This window comes from Xenorhabdus bovienii SS-2004 (genome assembly GCF_000027225.1).
Classification (GTDB): Bacteria; Pseudomonadota; Gammaproteobacteria; order Enterobacterales; family Enterobacteriaceae; genus Xenorhabdus; species Xenorhabdus bovienii_C.
Map to the genome: position 1 here is coordinate 1,521,969 of NC_013892.1, position 17,525 is coordinate 1,539,493.

Below are 17,525 nucleotides of genomic sequence, written 5' to 3' on the forward strand. Positions count from 1 at the left end.
ATTTTCCGGGACAGAAAATAACATCAGAATATCGATACCCTCATTTTTCCTCACTATTTTGGCAATACACCTGCCGGATATAGCGCCCCGGATTGCTGGGCAAAATGGTATCGCATGCTGTGCGGCACTGGCTTACCCACCAGTCCGGCACTGCTGACCACGTATAAATACGGATACGCTTTTTATAACGAAACACGTTCCAGGTAGTGCTCCAGACAGCCCCCTTTATTGGGGGCTGGGATATTTAAAATCGTTTACACAAGAAAAAAGGCCCCGAAAGCTCGTTGAAAATGTAAAGATCTTTATCAACCGACGTAATATTTAGGTAAGAGGATAACGGTACTCTTCCCAATATGGGGAATATCGTCTCAACCGTGGATGGGATATTGTCATTAGCTCGCAATTTTACATTTATAATTTGGAATGTGTATATATAATCCTTATCAAAATCAGTATAATTAACATTCACTTCCCGATCCATTATGTAATTTTTATTACCGATTGACAGTATCCCTTTCTGTGTCAAAAAACCGGTCCCATTATCATATAAAAATAAAAAAAATTTTTCATTTAAATTAGCCAAATCAGTGTTATTCACTTTTCTACGTGAAGTTAACTCACCTGTACATCGAATCTCGATGTTATTTTTTTTATTGCTCATATTGATAATTTTAAATAATACTATTAATAAAATAATGGAAAGCAATGAAAGTGCAATATATAACCAATGATTTTTTTTCATAAATTGACACCAAGGTTGTTTAATATGCTTCTACAATCTTTAGGTTTGTTATTGTCGTCCAGGCCACATATGCCGATAAAACTAATTTGTGTGTCCTGACTGCCACTACGTGTTTTTTTGTAGTAAATATTCCCCTTCGCGAGGTCACAATTAATGATTTCTTTGTTGATATCTTGTTTGGCTATATCAATATAATTTTCACCCACATCTATTGGCAGATCTCCCAATGCATAAACGTCACATTTTCCAACGCTATACAGAAATGTTGTTTTTTCATGGCGTACGTTTAGGTGTTTGAATTTAATAAAAGCTTCATAAGAAGCGTAGCCACAGAGGAAAACGAAGGTCATGCATATAACGAATTTTTTTATTTGTTGTTTTTTTTGTCTTATGAAAATAGTTTTATCAGTGGACTGTTTTAATTGCACCTCACTTTCATCAATAGGAAAAGTATTGTTTTCACTCTGTTTAATGACTGGCTCTACAGCACCCTCAAAACGAAAACCGACTTTAGGAATGGTGATGATAATCTTTGGATCCCTTCCCAAGGATTCAAATGATTTTCGAATCTCGCTTACAGCGACATTGAGGCTATTGTTTGAACGTGTAAAACCATAATCCTCCCATACCCTTTTCAATAAATCTTCTCTATGAAGAGTCTCATTGCTGTTAGTGATCATCTCAAGCAGCAGTCGCGCCGCTTGGTTTGATAGTGTGATTTCATGATTGCTATCGTTGAGTAATGACAGTTTCCTGTCTGCAGGTGAGTATATGATGGTAAACTTTATAACGTATTTCAATGACTTAATTCCAAACAGATTAAGATTTTTCTTAAAAAAATAGATTTATAGATTTTCCATTTGCCCGTCAATGATTTTATTTAAAAGGAGTGAATGATCTATCCCCTGTTTTTAAAGAGGTATTAACTGCTGCTTTATGTGTTTTTTTTATTATCACCGGATATTAATTATTATAATATGTATTTTATCGGAATAAAAATCTTTTTAATGAAATAAATAAGTATAATGTTTTGTTTGTTTTTTTATTCTCTATCATTGTCGCCGTTGTCACAGAGGTTCTCTGCTCGACTAGATGCGCAGTGTGACACGGGAAAACGGGGCTCAGGTTACAAGAGGTAAGTGTTGAGTTCTTCATTCATCGTAAGATGTGCTTATGGAGTGGCTCACACTTACAATCTGAACGGTACGGCGCTATGCACCAAAAAATAGATTAAACCGCAAGCAATGGATTAAAAAACGGCCACTAACTATCGGATTTTATTCTTAGCAGTCATATTATTTTTATGTACTATATATATCGTGTAGAGGATGCGAGAAACATATAATGTTCTCATTATATCAGATCCTCAATATTTTCGTTTAAAGACCAGTAGTAATAACCCAAGCAAGGACCGTTCTGGATGGGAATCATTTAATGAGGTGGTGAGAGCATAAAATCAGTGGAGCACTTATGCTGTAATAACTTATGTAAATAGTGATCCGTTTCTTCACTTAATTTTATTATCCCAGATACCCATGCTTAATTCGGGCTCTTAAATAACCCTGAGCTTAGCGATGACTTCATTGATCGTGGATTCTACGAACAATGAATAAATTGGTTCTCCGTATCGGGACATTCCCCATAATTGAGGATCTATTACCCTGTTATTTTTAATGTAGATATACATCTTATCCATCTGTTTTAACAGAAACTTATAATTTTCATACTGAAGGGCATAATAAGTGCCCCACAGATTTTTATGCTCTCATAGGAAAGTAGTTTACAAAATATTGTCTACCCAACTTTCTGAGACATCTTTTATATAATAATTGAGGTTATTATGTACAGCACGGCTGTGTTACTAAACAAAATCAGTCCCACTCGCGACGGTCTGACGATGACTCTCGCAGACCTTCAGCACCTTTCCTTCAGTGAACTGAGAAAAACATTTGATGACCAACTCAGTTGGGGTGAAAGCCATTATCTCTATCGTGAAGCCGTTGAACAAAAAAAACGTCATCGTCTGCTGGAAGCCCGTATTTTCACCTGTGCCAATCCTCAATTATCCGGCGCCATACGCCGGGGCATTGAACAAGACGATGCTTCACGCAGTTATGATAAAATGTTTGGCTCCCGCTCTTCTTCCTTTGTCAATCCGGGCTCCGTGGCCTCCATGTTCTCGCCGGCCGGTTACCTCACGGAGTTGTACCGCGAGGCGAAGGATCTGCATTTCACAAGCTCTGCTTATCACCTTGATAATCGCCGCCCGGATCTGGCTGACCTGACGCTGAGTCAGAATAACATGGACTCGGAAATTTCCACCCTTGCACTGTCTAACGAACTGTTGCTGGCGCATATTACCCGCCAGACCGGAGGTGACTCAGACGCCTTGATGGAGATCCTGTCGACTTACCGCAAGGCCGTTGACACACCTTACCATCAGCCTTATGAGACTGTTCGTCAGGTCATTATGGCGCATGACAGTACCCTGTCAGCATTGTCCCGTAACCCGGAAGTCATGGCGCAGGCAGAAGGCGCTTCATTACTGGCGATTCAGGCCAATATCTCGCCGGAACTTTATCACGTATTGACCGAAGAGATTACGGAGGAGAACGCTGACACTTTATTTGCGAAAAACTTCAGTGAAAATATCACGCCTGAGAATTTTGCATCACAGGCATGGATAGCCAAGCATTATGGCCTTGAACTTTCTGACGTGCAAAAATACCTTGGGATTTTGCAAAACGGCTATTCTGACAACACCTCTGTTTATGTTGATAATATTTCAACGGGGCTGGTAGCAGACGATGAGGGTAAACTCGACGCTTACAAGATAACCCGAATTCCTGGCGGAGATTATGCAAAGCACTTGAACTTTTGGGATCTGCTCTATAAAGGTGATAGCGATTTCGTTATCAGGGCCAATTTCAAAAAAAGTAGTGGTGGTCTCACAATACGTAAAAGTGGAGTGGGAACGACCAATGATAGCAAAGTTATAGGTACTATCTCTGCACCAACCGATGCGAATACAGTTTATCAAAGTGAAATATTATCACCGCTTACCGTTGATGATTTAAAAAATGGGGCGACAATATTTGCTTATAATCGTGGTGGCAATAAAAATATTGAGGGAACTGCTGTCTTTACCTTCGAAAGTTACCCTCTGAGCATTTTTGCTCTCAAACTGAATAAAGCCATTCGCTTATGTCTGGCTAGTGAGTTATCGCCGAATGAATTACAAACTATCGTACTCAGTGATAATGCACAGGGCATCATCAACAACTCGGTTCTGACCAAAGTCTTCTACACGCTATTCTACAGTACCCGTTATGCCCTGAGCGCTGATGATGCGCAGGTACTGAACGGATCGGTCATCAATCAGTATGCTGACGACGATAGCGTCAGTCACTTTAACCGTATATTTAATACGCCACCGCTGAAAGGGAAAATCTTTGAAGCCGACGGCAATACTGTCAGCATTGATCCGAATGAGGAGCCAGCGACCTTTGCCTGTTCAGCCCTGATACGTGGGTTGGGAATTAACAGCGGTGAGCTGTATCAGCTAGGCAGATTGGCGGGGGTACTGGATACAAAAAATAACATCACGCTTTCTGTCTCCGTTATCTCTTCCCTTTATCGTCTGAAATTACTGGCTCATACCCATCAGCTCACGGTCAATGAACTGTGTATGCTTTATGGCTTTTCGCCGTTTAGGGGCAAAGCAACGGCTTCTCTGTCTTCCGGGGAACTGGCGCAGCTGGTTATCTGGCTGTATCAGGTGACGCAGTGGCTAACCGAAGCGGCAATAACCACTGAAGAACTTTGGTTATTATGTACACCCGAATTTAGCGGAAATATTTCACCGGAAATCAATAACCTGCTTAACACTCTCCGACCCCGTATTAGTGAAGACATGGCGCAGGGTGGCGACCGGGAGCTCCAGGCTGAAATTCTTGCGCCGTTTATTGCTGCAACACTGCATCTGGCGTCACCGGATATGGCGCGTTATATCCTGTTATGGACAGATAATTTGCGACCGGGCGGCCTGAATATCGCCGGATTTATGACGCGGGTGCTGAAAGAGACGCTGAGTCCTGATGAAACTATCCAACTGGTGCAGTTCTGCCATGTGATGGCTCAGTTGTCGCTTTCCGTGCAGACGTTGCGTCTCAGTGAAGCCGAGCTGTCCGTACTGGTCATTTCCGGTTTCACGGTACTGGGTGTGAGAAGTCAACCCGCCGGACAGCACAATATCGATACCCTGTTCTCACTCTACCGATTCCACCAGTGGATTAACGCACTGGGTAACCTCAGCTCTGACACGCTGGATATGCTGCGCCAGCAAACGCTGACGGCAGACAGACTGGCCTCGGTGATGGGTCTGGACATCAGTATGGTGACACAGGCCATAGCCTGTGCTGACGTGAGCAGTCTTCAAAGCTGGCAGAATATCAACGCCGTGCTGCAATGGATGGATGTGGCCTCAGAATTGCACACCATGCCATCGGTTATCCGTAGGCTGGTCAATATCCGCTACGTGACTGTGCCGAACAAAGCCGAGTCGGATCTGCCTTCCTGGGATGAATGGCAGACCCTGGCAGAAAATATGGAAGCCGGGCTCAGTACACAACAGGCTCAGGCACTGGCAGATCATACCGCAGAGCGCCTGAGTAGTGTGCTGTGCCATTGGTTTCTGGCCAATATCCAGCCTGAAGGGATATTCCTGCAAAGCCGGGATGACCTGTACAGCTACTTCCTGATTGATAATCAGGTCTCTTCTGCCATAAAAACTACCCGACTGGCGGAAGCGATTGCCGGTATTCAGCTCTACATCAACCGGGCGCTGAACCGGATAGAATCGAATGCCCGTGCCGATGTGTCAACCCGTCAGTTCTTTACCGACTGGGCGATGAATAACCGTTACAGCACCTGGGGTGGGGTGTCGCGGCTGGTTTATTATCCGGAAAACTACATTGACCCGACCCAGCGTATCGGGCAGACCCGAATGATGGATGAGCTGCTGGAAAATATCAGCCAGAGCAAGCTCAGCCGGGACACGGTGGAGGAGGCCTTTAAAACCTACCTGACCCGCTTTGAAACCGTGGCGGACCTGAAAGTGGTCAGCGCCTATCACGATAACGTCAACAGTGACTCCGGGCTGATCTGGTTTGTCGGGCAAACACGGGAAAACCTGCCGGATTACTACTGGCGTAACGTGGATATCTCACGCAGGCAGGCAGGTAAACTGGCTGCCAATGCCTGGAAAGAGTGGACGAAGATTGATACGGCGGTCACCCCATACAAAGATGTAATACGTCCGGTGGTGTTCAAAGAGCGTTTGCACCTTATCTGGGTGGAAAAAGAGGAAGTGGCAGAAAACGGCACTGACCCGGTGAAAACCTCTGACCGTTTTACCCTGAAACTGGCGTTTCTGCGCCATGATGGTAGTTGGAGTGCTCCCTGGTCTTACGATATTACGACGCAGGTGAAGGCGGTCACTGACGATAAGCCTGACGCTGAACGGTTGGGGCTGGCGGCATCAGGTTTTCAGGGCGAAGACACCCTGCTGGTGTTTGTGTACAAAACCGGGGAGAGTTACCCAGATTTTGGCGGTAGCAATAAAAATGTGGCAGGAATGGTCATTTACGGCGATGGCTCCCTGAAACAGATGGATAGTACGGCACTAAGCCGCTACAGCCCGCTGAAAAATACCTTTGATACCATTAACACGAAAGATAATAATTTGGTAAGAAAGGCCAGCTATCGTTTCGCTCAGGATTTTGAGGTACCCACCTCATTGAACATGGGATCAGCCCAAGACGACAGGCATCTGGTCGTGATAGAGAACGCGGCTATCCCGGAGATAACCAGCCAATCTTCCAGTGAAAGCTTTACTATTACGCTGCAGAATGCGACCTTCACCGTCCGGTATGACGGCAGTGGCAATGCACTCAGAAGCAAACAAATCCGCGCCATGAAACTCGGGGGACTCGGGGGTTTACCTGGTGATGACTTTATACTCGCCAATTCAGCCCGCTATGCTGGCGGCGTCAGAGACCTCGGCGGGCCAATCGCGATTTATAACAAAACGAAAAACTATATCATATCGGTACAAGACTCTTATGAGCCCTCCCTTCATCTCAGATATCTGCGATTGAGCCCCATTAATGATTCTGGCCCAATTCTAATCAGCCCCGCACCTTCTTATCCGAAAGATGGAACAAATGTAATTGCTTATCTTGGCGGCGACAGGTCAAGTGACTTTAAAAAGTGTTACTATGCTTTTGATCGTGGAAACAAAAAGATTGGGCCCTTCCAAGACTGGTCATCGTATTATTCATACGGCGGCTGGCTGGAGGTTGGCTCGGGGGCTAACCCTGCGGGGACCCAGATTACCGTCGTGGCCGGCAGCAAACCCTACCATTTTACCGCCGAGAATCATGCGGTTAGTTTGCCGCCAAACAGCTTTGAGGGCATGCAGTATACCTTCAAGCCCCTGGTCATCGATGCCGCTGGGCTGGTTTATCTCAATAACGCGGCGCCAGTGGATATCACCTTTGAAGTGGAAGGGATGGGGAAAATCAGCCAGACCCTGACCGTGAGAAAACTTGACTACGGTCAGGAGAATATCCTCTGTCTGCAAGAGACCGACACCGGTGTGCAGTATATGCAGCTCGGAGTTTATCGCATCCGCCTCAATACCCTGCTGGCACCTAAACTGGTGTCCAGAGCGAATACCGGCATTGATACCATCCTGACCATGGCGACGCAGCAGTTGCCGGAGCCGCAGTTAGGCAAAGGTTTCTACGCCACCTTCACCCTGCCACCTTATAATCCGGCAACGCATGGTACCAGTCGGGCGTTCAAGCTTAACCTTAAACATGTTGTTGATGATAACGTTCATATCATCTACTCAGGACTGCTGCAAGATACCGAGCTTGCAGTTCGGCTCTTTATTCCTCTGGATGATACACCGCTTTATGAGAAATTCATTGCCAAGGTGTTTTTAACCACCCAGAAGAACCCCAATGATGTTCCATGGGCAGGACCACACTTTACGGATGATAGCGGTAAAATAGGTATCCATGGCAGTTCGAATGTCAGTATGTTCACTGGTGTACAACCCCATAACGGCACAACTACCGAACCGCTGGACTTTAACAGTGCCTGCGCCCTCTATTACTGGGAACTGTTCTATTACACGCCGATGATGTGCTTCCAGCGCCTGCTGCAGGAAAAACAGTTCGACGACGCCACCAAATGGATGAACTACGTCTACAACCCGGCGGGCTATATCGTTCACGGGGAAATCGCGCCCTGGATCTGGAACTGCCGGCCGCTGGAAGAGACTACCTCCTGGCATGCCAATCCGCTGGATGCCATTGATCCGGATGCTGTCGCCCAAAATGACCCGACGCACTACAAAGTGGCCACCTTTATGCGCCTACTGGACCAGCTCATAACGCGCGGCGATATGGCTTATCGCGAACTGACCCGCGATGCACTGAATGAAGCCAAAATGTGGTATGTGCGCACTCTGGAATTGCTCGGTGACGAACCGGAAGATTACGGCAGCAGCCAGTGGGCGGCACCGTCCCTTTCCATGGCAGCCAGCCAGACTGTACAGGCAGCCTATCAGCAGGATCTTACAGCGCTGGACAGTGGAGAGGTTTCCATGCAGCCCCGCACCGCTAACTCGCTGGTCGGTTTGTTCCTGCCGGAGTATAACCCGGCGCTCACTGATTACTGGAAAACCCTGCGTCTGCGTCTGTTCAACCTGCGCAACAATCTATCCATTGACGGGCAGCCGTTATCGCTGGCGATTTACGCCGAACCCACCGATCCGCAAGCGCTGCTCACCAGCATGGTCCAGGCGTCTCAGGGCGGCAGTGTATTACCGACAGGCACCTTGTCGCTATATCGCTTCCCGGTGATGCTGGAGCGGGCCCGCAATCTGGGGGCGCAATTGACCCAGTTCGGGGCTTCCCTGCTCAGTATGGCAGAGCATGATGATGCCGATGAACTCACCACACTGTTACTTCAGCAGGGCATGGAACTGTCCACACAGAGCATCCGTATTCAGCAACGGACAGTCGATGAAGTGGATGCCGATATCACTGTATTGGCAGAGAGCCGGCGCAGTGCGCAGAACCGTCTGGAGAAATACCAGCAGCTGTATGACGAAGACATCAACCACGGAGAGCAGCGGGCCATGTCGCTGTTTGATGCGGCGGCAGGTCAATCCCTGGCCGGGCAGGTGCTCACAGCGGCAGAAGGGGTGGCTGACCTGGTGCCAAACGTGTTCGGCTTTGCCTGCGGGGGAAGTCGTTGGGGGTCAGCGCTGCGCGCCGCGGCGTCCGTAATATCTCTTTCTGCGACGGCTTCTCAGTATTCCGCGGAAAAAATCAGCCGTTCGGAGACCTATCGCCGCCGTCGTCAGGAGTGGGAAATTCAGCGTGATAACGCGGATGGTGAAATCAGGCAGATGGATGCCCAGCTTGAAGCCCTGAAAATCCGTCGCGAAGCGGCACAGATGCAGGTGGAATATCAGGAGACCCAGCAGGCACAGACCCAAACCCAACTGGAGCTGTTACAGCGTAAATTCACCAATAAAGCACTCTACAGCTGGATGCGCGGAAAACTGAGCGCCATCTACTACCAATTCTTTGACCTGACCCAGTCCTTCTGCCTGATGGCGCAGGAAGCGCTGCGCCGCGAACTGAGTGACAACGGCGTGACCTTTATCCGTGGCGGTGCCTGGAACGGTACTACTGCGGGTTTGATGGCGGGTGAAACGTTGCTGCTGAATCTGGCAGAAATGGAGAAAGCCTGGCTGGAGCGTGATGAGCGGGCATTAGAAGTCACCCGCACCGTGTCGCTGGTGCAGGTGTACCAGGCTCTGTCATCAGACAGCTTCAGCTTGACGGAGAAACTCACCCAGTTTCTTAGTGAAGGCAAAGGCAGCGCAGGCACTTCCGGGAATGAACTGAAACTCAGCAGCGGCCAGATTGCCGCCTCGGTACGGCTGTCCGACCTGAATATTTTTGGTGATTACCCCGAAAGCCTCGGTCGCACCCGTCAGTTGAAGCAGGTGAGTGTCACTTTGCCGGCGCTGGTCGGCCCGTATGAAGATATCCGGGCGGTACTGAACTATGGTGGCAGCGTGATGATGCCGCGCGGTTGCAGCGCCATTGCCCTCTCCCACGGGATGAATGACAGCGGGCAATTTGTGCTGGACTTTAACGATGCGCGCTACCTGCCGTTTGAAGGTATTCCTGTGGATGACAGCGGTAGTCTGACGCTGAGTTTCCCGGATGCGACCGACCGGCAGAAAGAGATATTGCAGAGCCTGAGCGACATTATTCTGCATATCCGTTACACCATCCGTTCTTAATCCAGATATTTTTAAATACAGGCCCCATTGGGGTCTGTAAGGAATTGTTATATGCAAAATACAGCACCTTTGCAGATTGGAACCCCGTCACTGCCCAAAGGCGGCGGTACACTCCGTGGCATGGGGGAAACCTTTACCGGGGGCGGCCCTGATGGGATGGCTACGCTTTCATTACCGCTGCCGATTTCCAGCGGGCGCGGCACCGCCCCTGCGCTGTCTCTCACCTACAGCAGCGGCAGCGGTAATGGCGCTTTTGGCATGGGATGGCACTGTGCCACCCTGGCTGTCAGCCTGCGGACTTCACACGGGGTGCCGCGTTATGAGGGCAACGATACTTTTTTGAGTCCGATGGGCGACGTAATGCAGGTTGCCCCAAACGAACAGGGCAAGCCGGATATCCGTACCACGAACCAGTTGCAGGGCGTCACGTTAGATGAGAGCTGGCAGGTGACCCGTTATCAGCCTCGCATCATCCATGATTTCAGCCGGCTGGAATACTGGCAGCCGGAACAGGGCAATACACAAAAACCCTTCTGGGTGATGTTCAGCCTTGAGGGTCAAGTGCATCTCTTTGGCAAAAATGCCCATGCCCGGATGGCTAATCCGGCTGATGATAATCAGATTGCTCAGTGGCTACTCGAAGAGACCGTGACGCCCACCGGTGAGCATGTTTACTACCAATACTGTGCCGAAGATGACGCGGGCTGCGATGAGCCTGAAAAAGGACAGCACCCGTTATCCGGTGCACAGCGCTATTTGATGCAGGTTCACTACGGCAATATCACGCCACAGGCGAGCCTGTTTGCCCTGGATAAGGCGCTGCCTGCTAATGACCAATGGCTGTTCCATCTGGTGTTTGATTACGGCGAACGGGCAGGCTCGCTGTATGACGTGCCTGCGTTTCAGGCAACGTCTGGAAACTGGCCTGTTCGCCCAGACTGTTTTTCTCGTTTCGAATACGGTTTTGAAATGCGTACCCGCCGTTTGTGCCGACAGGTACTGATGTTCCATCGGTTAAAAGCGTTAGCCGGCGAAGACACTGCCCCTGAAACACCGGCTTTGGTCTCCCGTCTGATGCTGGCGTATGACTTGAACCATTGTGTCAGTACTTTGGTTTCGGCCCGTCAGGTGGCCCATGAAAATGACGGGGCGCCCGTCACCCTGCCGCCGCTGGAGCTGGATTATCAACGGCTGGATACGGCGTCGTTGCCGGTCTGGCAGCCCATGCCGCAGTTGGACAAATTAAATCACCTACAGCCGTATCAGTTCGTGGATCTGTATGGCGAAGGCTTACCGGGCATCCTTTATCAGGACGCTCCTCACGCGTGGTGGTATCGCTCTCCTATACGTGACACCACGGCAGAAGCACGCGATACCGTGGCCTATGGGGAGATAAAACCGCTGCCGCAGATCCCCGCCCAGCAGAATAATACCTCACTGATGGACATCAACGGGGATGGCAAGCTGGATTGGGTCGTCACCTCTGCCGGAGTCAATGGCTATCACACGATGGCGCCAAACGGACAGTGGTCTCCTTTTGTCCCGTTATCTGCTTTGCCGGTCGAGTATTTTCACCCGCAGGCACAACTGGCCGACCTGACTGGCGCGGGACTGGCTGATCTGGTCATGATTGGGCCACGCAGTGTACGCCTGTATGCTAACCAACCAACGGGCTGGAAAAAAGGCAACACCGTTATCCAGTCCGACGGCATGACATTACCGATCCCCGGTGCAGATGCGCGTAAACTGGTGGCCTTTGCCGATATGCTGGGTTCCGGCCAGCAACATCTGGTGGAGATTTCCGCTGACGGCGTGACGTGCTGGCCTAATCTCGGACACGGCCGTTTTGGACACCCCATCAGACTGGCCGGATTGACGGTTTCAGCCAAAAACTTTAATCCCGATCAGGTGTATCTGGCCGATATTGACGGCTCCGGCACGACCGACATTCTCTATGTCCACAGCACCTATCTGGAGCTGTTTATGAATGAAAGTGGCAATCAATTTGCGGCACCGGTGCGCATCAATCTGCCTGAGCATGTCCGGTTTGACCGGGCATGTCAGTTACACATCGCTGATACGCAGGGATTGGGCGTATCCAGCATTATTCTGACTGTTCCCCATATGACTGTGCGGCACTGGCGGCTGGATATGACTCAACACAAACCCGGGTTGCTGAATACCATCAACAACAATATGGGCGCGGAGACCACCCTGTTTTACCGCAGTTCGGCGCAGTTCTGGCTGGATGAAAAACACCAGGCCGAAAACGTGGGACGTGCTGTAACCAGTTATCTGCCATTCCCTGTTCATGTCTTGTGGCGTGCCAAAGTCTTGGATGAAATCACGGGTAACCGGCTGACTTCAGAGCAGGATTATGCCCATGGTGCCTGGGATGGCCGGGAGCGTGAGTTCCGGGGATTTGGCCGGGTCAGCCAGAAAGATACCGACAAGCTGGCACAGGCAACCGATTCGTCAGTTACCGATCCCCTGTCGCCCGCCATCACGATCAGCTGGTTTGCCACCGGGGTTCCTACCGTTGATGCCCGGCTGGCGGAGGAATTCTGGCAAGGCGACAAACAGGCTTTCCCGCCCTTTACCTGCCGTTTTACGCATTTTGACCTGGATAAAGAACAGGATGTTACTCTCGTTCCCTCGACGGAAGAGGCTTACTGGCTGCACCGGGCGTTGCAAGGCCAACCGTTACACAGTGAGGTCTATGGCGATGATGGCACCGCGCAGGCGGGTATCCCCTATACCGTTATGGACAGCCGACCCCAGGTTCGGCTTCTGACGGGGTTGCCGGGTAATTCATCGACAGTCTGGCCGAGTGTGATTGAACAGAGAACCTGGCAGTACGAACAGATTGCCGATGATCCGCAATGCCATCAGCAGGTGGTGCTGAACAGTGACCGCTACGGTTTCCCACGGGAGACTGTCGACATTGCTTATCCCCGCCGTCCTAAGCCCGCTGTCTCGCCTTACCCGGATACGCTGCCGGCGACGTTATTTGACAGCAGCTATGATGAGCAGCAACAGCAGCTGCGGCTCACCCGGCAACGGCAGCGTTACCATCATCTGGCTGACACGGAATATCAGGTGCTGGGACTGCCTGATGTCGTGCGAAGCGATGCCTGGGCCTATCCGGCAGAGCGCGTGCCCCGTGAAGGTTTCACCCTGGAGGACTTGCTGGCAGAGAACAGTTTGATAGCACCGGGCACGCCACTGACCTATGTGGGGCATCAACGCGTGGCTTATACCGGAACGACCGGAACCGAAGAAAAACCGACCCGACAGGCGCTGGTGGCTTATACCGAAACCGCGGTTTTTGACGAGTTGGCCTTGCAGGCCTTTAATGGCGCATTGAGTCCTGAAGCCCTGGAAAAGAAATTAATCGAGTCGGGTTATCTGCATGTTTCACGCCCGCTCAATACGGGGGCAGAATCGGCGGTCTGGGTCGCCCGTCAGGGATATACCGATTACGGCGGGGCTGAGGCGTTTTACCGTCCGTTGGCTCAGCGGACGACGGTGCAAATTGGGAAAAACACCCTCCATTGGGATACCCATTACTGTGCCGTCATCCGTATGCAGGATGCGGCGGGTCTGTACACGGATGCCGCCTATGATTACCGCTTCCTGACCCCCGTTCAGATAACCGATGCCAATGACAATCAGCAACATATCACGCTGACCGCGCTGGGGCAGGTGTCATCCGGCCGGTTCTGGGGTACAGAGGCAGGCACTGCGCAGGGTTATACCCCGCCTGAAGACCGCCCATTTACGCCGCCGTCCTCAGTGGAGGAAGCCCTCGACTTGAAACCGGATCTTCCGGTCGCCAACTGCAGGGTCTATGCGCCGCTGAGTTGGATGCCGTTGGCGCACACCTGTCAGGAATATATAGCCGGCTTTACGGGGCAGGCACTGCTTGATGCGGGTGTGGTGACGGAAGATAAGCGGGTATGTGCGCTGGGTTTCCGTCGCTGGGTGCAACGTCAGGGCATTGTGCTGAATGGGCAGGCATTGGCCGATTCACGGGAACCCGTCCATGTCCTGACGCTGGCCACTGACCGTTATGACACGGATCCCGATCAGCAACTGCGCAAGAGCGTCACTTACAGCGACGGTTTCGGGCGTTTATTGCAAAGTGCAATCTACCATGCGCCGGGAGAAGCCTGGCAACGCGCGGCAGATGGCAGCCTGATCACGGATGAGAAAGGGGCGCCTCTCGTAGCCCATACCCCAACCCGCTGGGCGGTCTCAGGCCGGACAGAGTATGACGGTAAAGGGCAACCCGTCCGAACCTACCAGCCCTTTTTCCTGAATGCCTGGCAGTACCTCAGTGATGACAGTGCCCGGCAGGATTTATATGCCGATACACACTGTTATGACCCACTAGGCCGGGAATACCAGGTGAGAACCGCCAAGGGGTATTTGCGTCAAAACCTGCTGACCCCCTGGTTTGTGGTGAATGAGGATGAAAACGACACGCTCTCTTAATTAACACGATAACGTTAAATAATCACACCTTCCTGCCAGATACGGGGGAAGGTTAACTACTCTATCAAGGAAAGGGCTTATGACTGTAAACAGAGGCGATAACCTGCATCAAAAAACGCCGGAAGTGACGGTTCTGGATAACCGGGGGTTGACCGTTCGCGAGCTCCGTTATCACCGCCACCCAAATACCCCCATCACCACCGATGAACGGATCACCCGCCATCGGTTTACCCTCGCCGGTCAGTTGGCGCACAGCATTGACCCGCGCCTGTTTGACTTACAGCAGGCGGATAATACAATCAATCCTAATATGGTTTATGAGACGGCACTGACAGGCGAAGTGGTGCGCATAAGGAGTGTCGATGCGGGTAATACCCTGATGCTGAATGATATTACCGGCCGGCCTGTGCTGGCCATCAATGCAACCGGGGTCACCCGTACATGGCAATATGAAGATGATACTTTACCCGGACGCCCGCTCAGTATCACCGAACAGCCTGCTGACGAAGTAGCCCGTATCACAGAGCGTTTTGTCTGGGCAGGGAACAGTGAGGCGGAGAAGAACAGCAACCTGGCCGGACAGTGTGTGCGTCACTATGACACTGCCGGACTGAACCAGACGGACAGTATTGCGCTTAACGGAATACCGCTGTCCGTCACTCGCCGACTACTGCCGGACGGTACGGACGCAGACTGGCAGGGAAACAATGAATCCGCCTGGAACGACCGGCTGGCACCGGAAAGCTTCACCACCCTGAGCACGGCGGATGCCACCGGTGCGGTACTGACCACCACCGATGCGGCCGGTAACCTGCAGCGACTGGCGTATGACGTGGCAGGCCTGCTGACTGGCAGCTGGCTGCGGCTTGCGGGCGGGACAGAGCAGGTCATCGTGAAGTCCCTGGCGTATTCCGCCGCGGGTCAGAAACTACGCGAAGCGCACGGCAACGGCGTAGTGACCACCTACACCTACGAACCGGAGACCCAGCGCCTTGTTGGCATAAAAACCGAACGCCCACCGGGACATGCACAGGGGGCGAAGGTGTTACAGGACTTGCGTTATGAGTACGACCCGGTGGGCAACGTGGTGAAAGTGGCGAACGATGCGGAGGTTACCCGCTTCTGGCGCAACCAGAAAGTGGTACCGGAGAACACGTATACTTACGATAGCCTGTACCAACTGGTTTCCGCTACCGGGCGTGAAATGGCTAATATTGGCCAACAGAGTTCTCTGTTACCCCCCCCTTCCCTCATTGATAGCAGTACCTACAGCAACTATTCCCGCACCTATAATTATGACCGTGGGGACAATCTGACGCAGATACGTCACAGTGCCCCGGCCAACGACAACAGTTATACCACCAAGATGACGGTCTCAGATCGCAGCAACCGGGCGGTGCTAAGTACGCTGACGGAAAACCCAGCGGAAGTGGATGCGCTGTTCACCACAGGTGGGCAGCAGAACCAGCTGCTGCCGGGACAGAGCCTCGTCTGGACGCCGCGCGGTGAGCTGCTGAAAGTGGCACCCGTGGTGCGTGACGGGCAGGTTTCCGACCAGGAATCCTATCGGTATGATGCGGACAGTCAGCGCATCATCAAAACCCACGTTCAGCAGACGGCTAACAGCTCGCAAACGCAGAGCACGTTGTATCTGTCAGGACTGGAGCGGCACACCACAACAAATGGCACGACGGTGAAAGAGGTGCTACACGTTATCACGATAGGAGAAGCAGGCCGTGCGCAGGTGCGGGTACTGCACTGGAAGAACGGAAAACCGGATAGCATCAGTAACGACCAGATACGCTACAGCTACGACAACCTCATTGGTAGCAGCGGCCTAGAGGTGGACGGAGACGGGCAAATTATCAGTATGGAAGAGTACTACCCGTACGGTGGCACTGCGGTGTGGACGGCGAGGAACCAGACTGAAGCGGGTTATAAAACTGTTCGTTACTCGGGTAAGGAGCGGGATGCTACGGGGCTCTATTATTATGGCTACCGGTATTATCAACCGTGGGCGGGGCGCTGGTTGAGCGCAGATCCGGCTGGGACGGTGGACGGGCTGAATCTGTTCAGGATGGTCAGGAATAATCCAGTATCAGGGTATGACAATGTAGGGCTTGTGTGGACTCCTGTAACCAAGGCTGTAGGCTCCGGAATATTGGGTGCGGCTACGCTGGGGTACGAAGCGTATAAACACTCAAAATCAAAAAATGAACCTGTCCAATTATCATCAAATACATTAGGCAATAATAAAATCCATGAATTTCACAAGGCGGTCACTGATAAAAATAATAAATTCTCAGTGACTGAAGAGGTAAAAGAAAATTTATCAGGTCGAGGAAAGGTTATAAAAAACTTTCTTACCAAAGGAGAAGTTCCTGCTCATGATTCAATTATGAATCAAAAAGAGAATTTAATAACAATAGCAAAATACAGTCAAAACGGGGACGTGAGTAAGTTGGATAAAGGCAAGTTAGCCATTGCCTCTGTATCAGACGCAAGTAATAATTTGCCAATAAGAATTTATCAGGCTTATAAAGGCTTTCGTACAGCCACATCAGTGACTCCTGAAGGGGTGGATGAGGTGATGGAAAGTGTGGCAACAGCGAAGGATAACGTAAAAAGCACCTTGAATGTTGGGATTGGCGTTGGCGTCATTGGAAATTCGCTATTGTCAGTGGCAAAAGTATTCGTTCCTGGAGCTGCTATTCCTATTACCGCCGGTCAGGCACTATGGGCAGTATCATCCGTCGGAAAAACTGTAAACCAGGTGAATAAAGCAGTAAAAGAAAATATTGAAAAATCCCCTATATCTCATGAATTTAAAGAGGAATTATTTAGGCAGATGGGAAAGCCAACAAATAAAGATGGGTAATTCCTCTTAATCGA

At 50.7% G+C, this 17,525-nt stretch carries 4 protein-coding genes and 3 pseudogenes; 4 read left to right on the top strand and 3 right to left on the bottom strand.

All coding sequences use genetic code 11. The features are described 5' to 3' along the window. Positions 1-71: 71 nt before the first annotated feature. The 3 genes and pseudogenes from XBJ1_RS22955 to XBJ1_RS22960 form a co-directional block, all read right to left on the bottom strand. A pseudogene (locus XBJ1_RS22955) lies at positions 72-170 on the bottom strand (integrase domain-containing protein); the annotation flags it as partial. A 568-nt stretch (positions 171-738) separates the two neighbouring features. Beyond that, complete coding sequence (locus XBJ1_RS19020; RefSeq protein WP_012988075.1) at positions 739-1,542, bottom strand: winged helix-turn-helix domain-containing protein; 804 nt, start codon at positions 1,540-1,542, stop codon at positions 739-741. 758 nt (positions 1,543-2,300) lie between these two features. Beyond that, positions 2,301-2,468, bottom strand: a pseudogene (locus XBJ1_RS22960) (ISKra4 family transposase); the annotation flags it as partial. A gap of 114 nt (positions 2,469-2,582) precedes the next feature. Here XBJ1_RS22960 and XBJ1_RS06755 point away from each other — a divergent pair. The 4 genes and pseudogenes from XBJ1_RS06755 (at position 2,583) to XBJ1_RS06765 (ending at position 17,511) form a co-directional block, all read left to right on the top strand. Then, positions 2,583-10,136 carry a neuraminidase-like domain-containing protein gene (locus XBJ1_RS06755; RefSeq protein ID WP_012988077.1) on the top strand — a complete coding sequence of 2,518 codons (7,554 nt, stop codon included), beginning with the start codon at positions 2,583-2,585 and terminating at the stop codon, positions 10,134-10,136. A gap of 156 nt (positions 10,137-10,292) precedes the next feature. Next, a pseudogene (locus XBJ1_RS22965) lies at positions 10,293-11,141 on the top strand (SpvB/TcaC N-terminal domain-containing protein); the annotation flags it as partial. Between the two features lie 1,011 nt (positions 11,142-12,152). Beyond that, complete coding sequence (locus tag XBJ1_RS22970) at positions 12,153-14,633, top strand: toxin TcdB middle/C-terminal domain-containing protein (RefSeq protein ID WP_430515366.1); 2,481 nt, start codon at positions 12,153-12,155, stop codon at positions 14,631-14,633. 79 nt (positions 14,634-14,712) lie between these two features. Further along, positions 14,713-17,511, top strand: a complete 2,799-nt coding sequence (locus tag XBJ1_RS06765; protein ID WP_012988079.1) for an RHS repeat protein — start codon at positions 14,713-14,715, stop codon at positions 17,509-17,511. Positions 17,512-17,525 lie beyond the last annotated feature (14 nt).

Bases quoted from the DNA above. Each gene is read 5' to 3' on its own strand.
- XBJ1_RS06765 (WP_012988079.1), top strand. From the start codon at position 14,713: ATGACTGTAAACAGAGGCGATAACCTGCATCAAAAAACGCCGGAAGTG.
- XBJ1_RS06755 (WP_012988077.1), top strand. From the start codon at position 2,583: ATGTACAGCACGGCTGTGTTACTAAACAAAATCAGTCCCACTCGCGAC.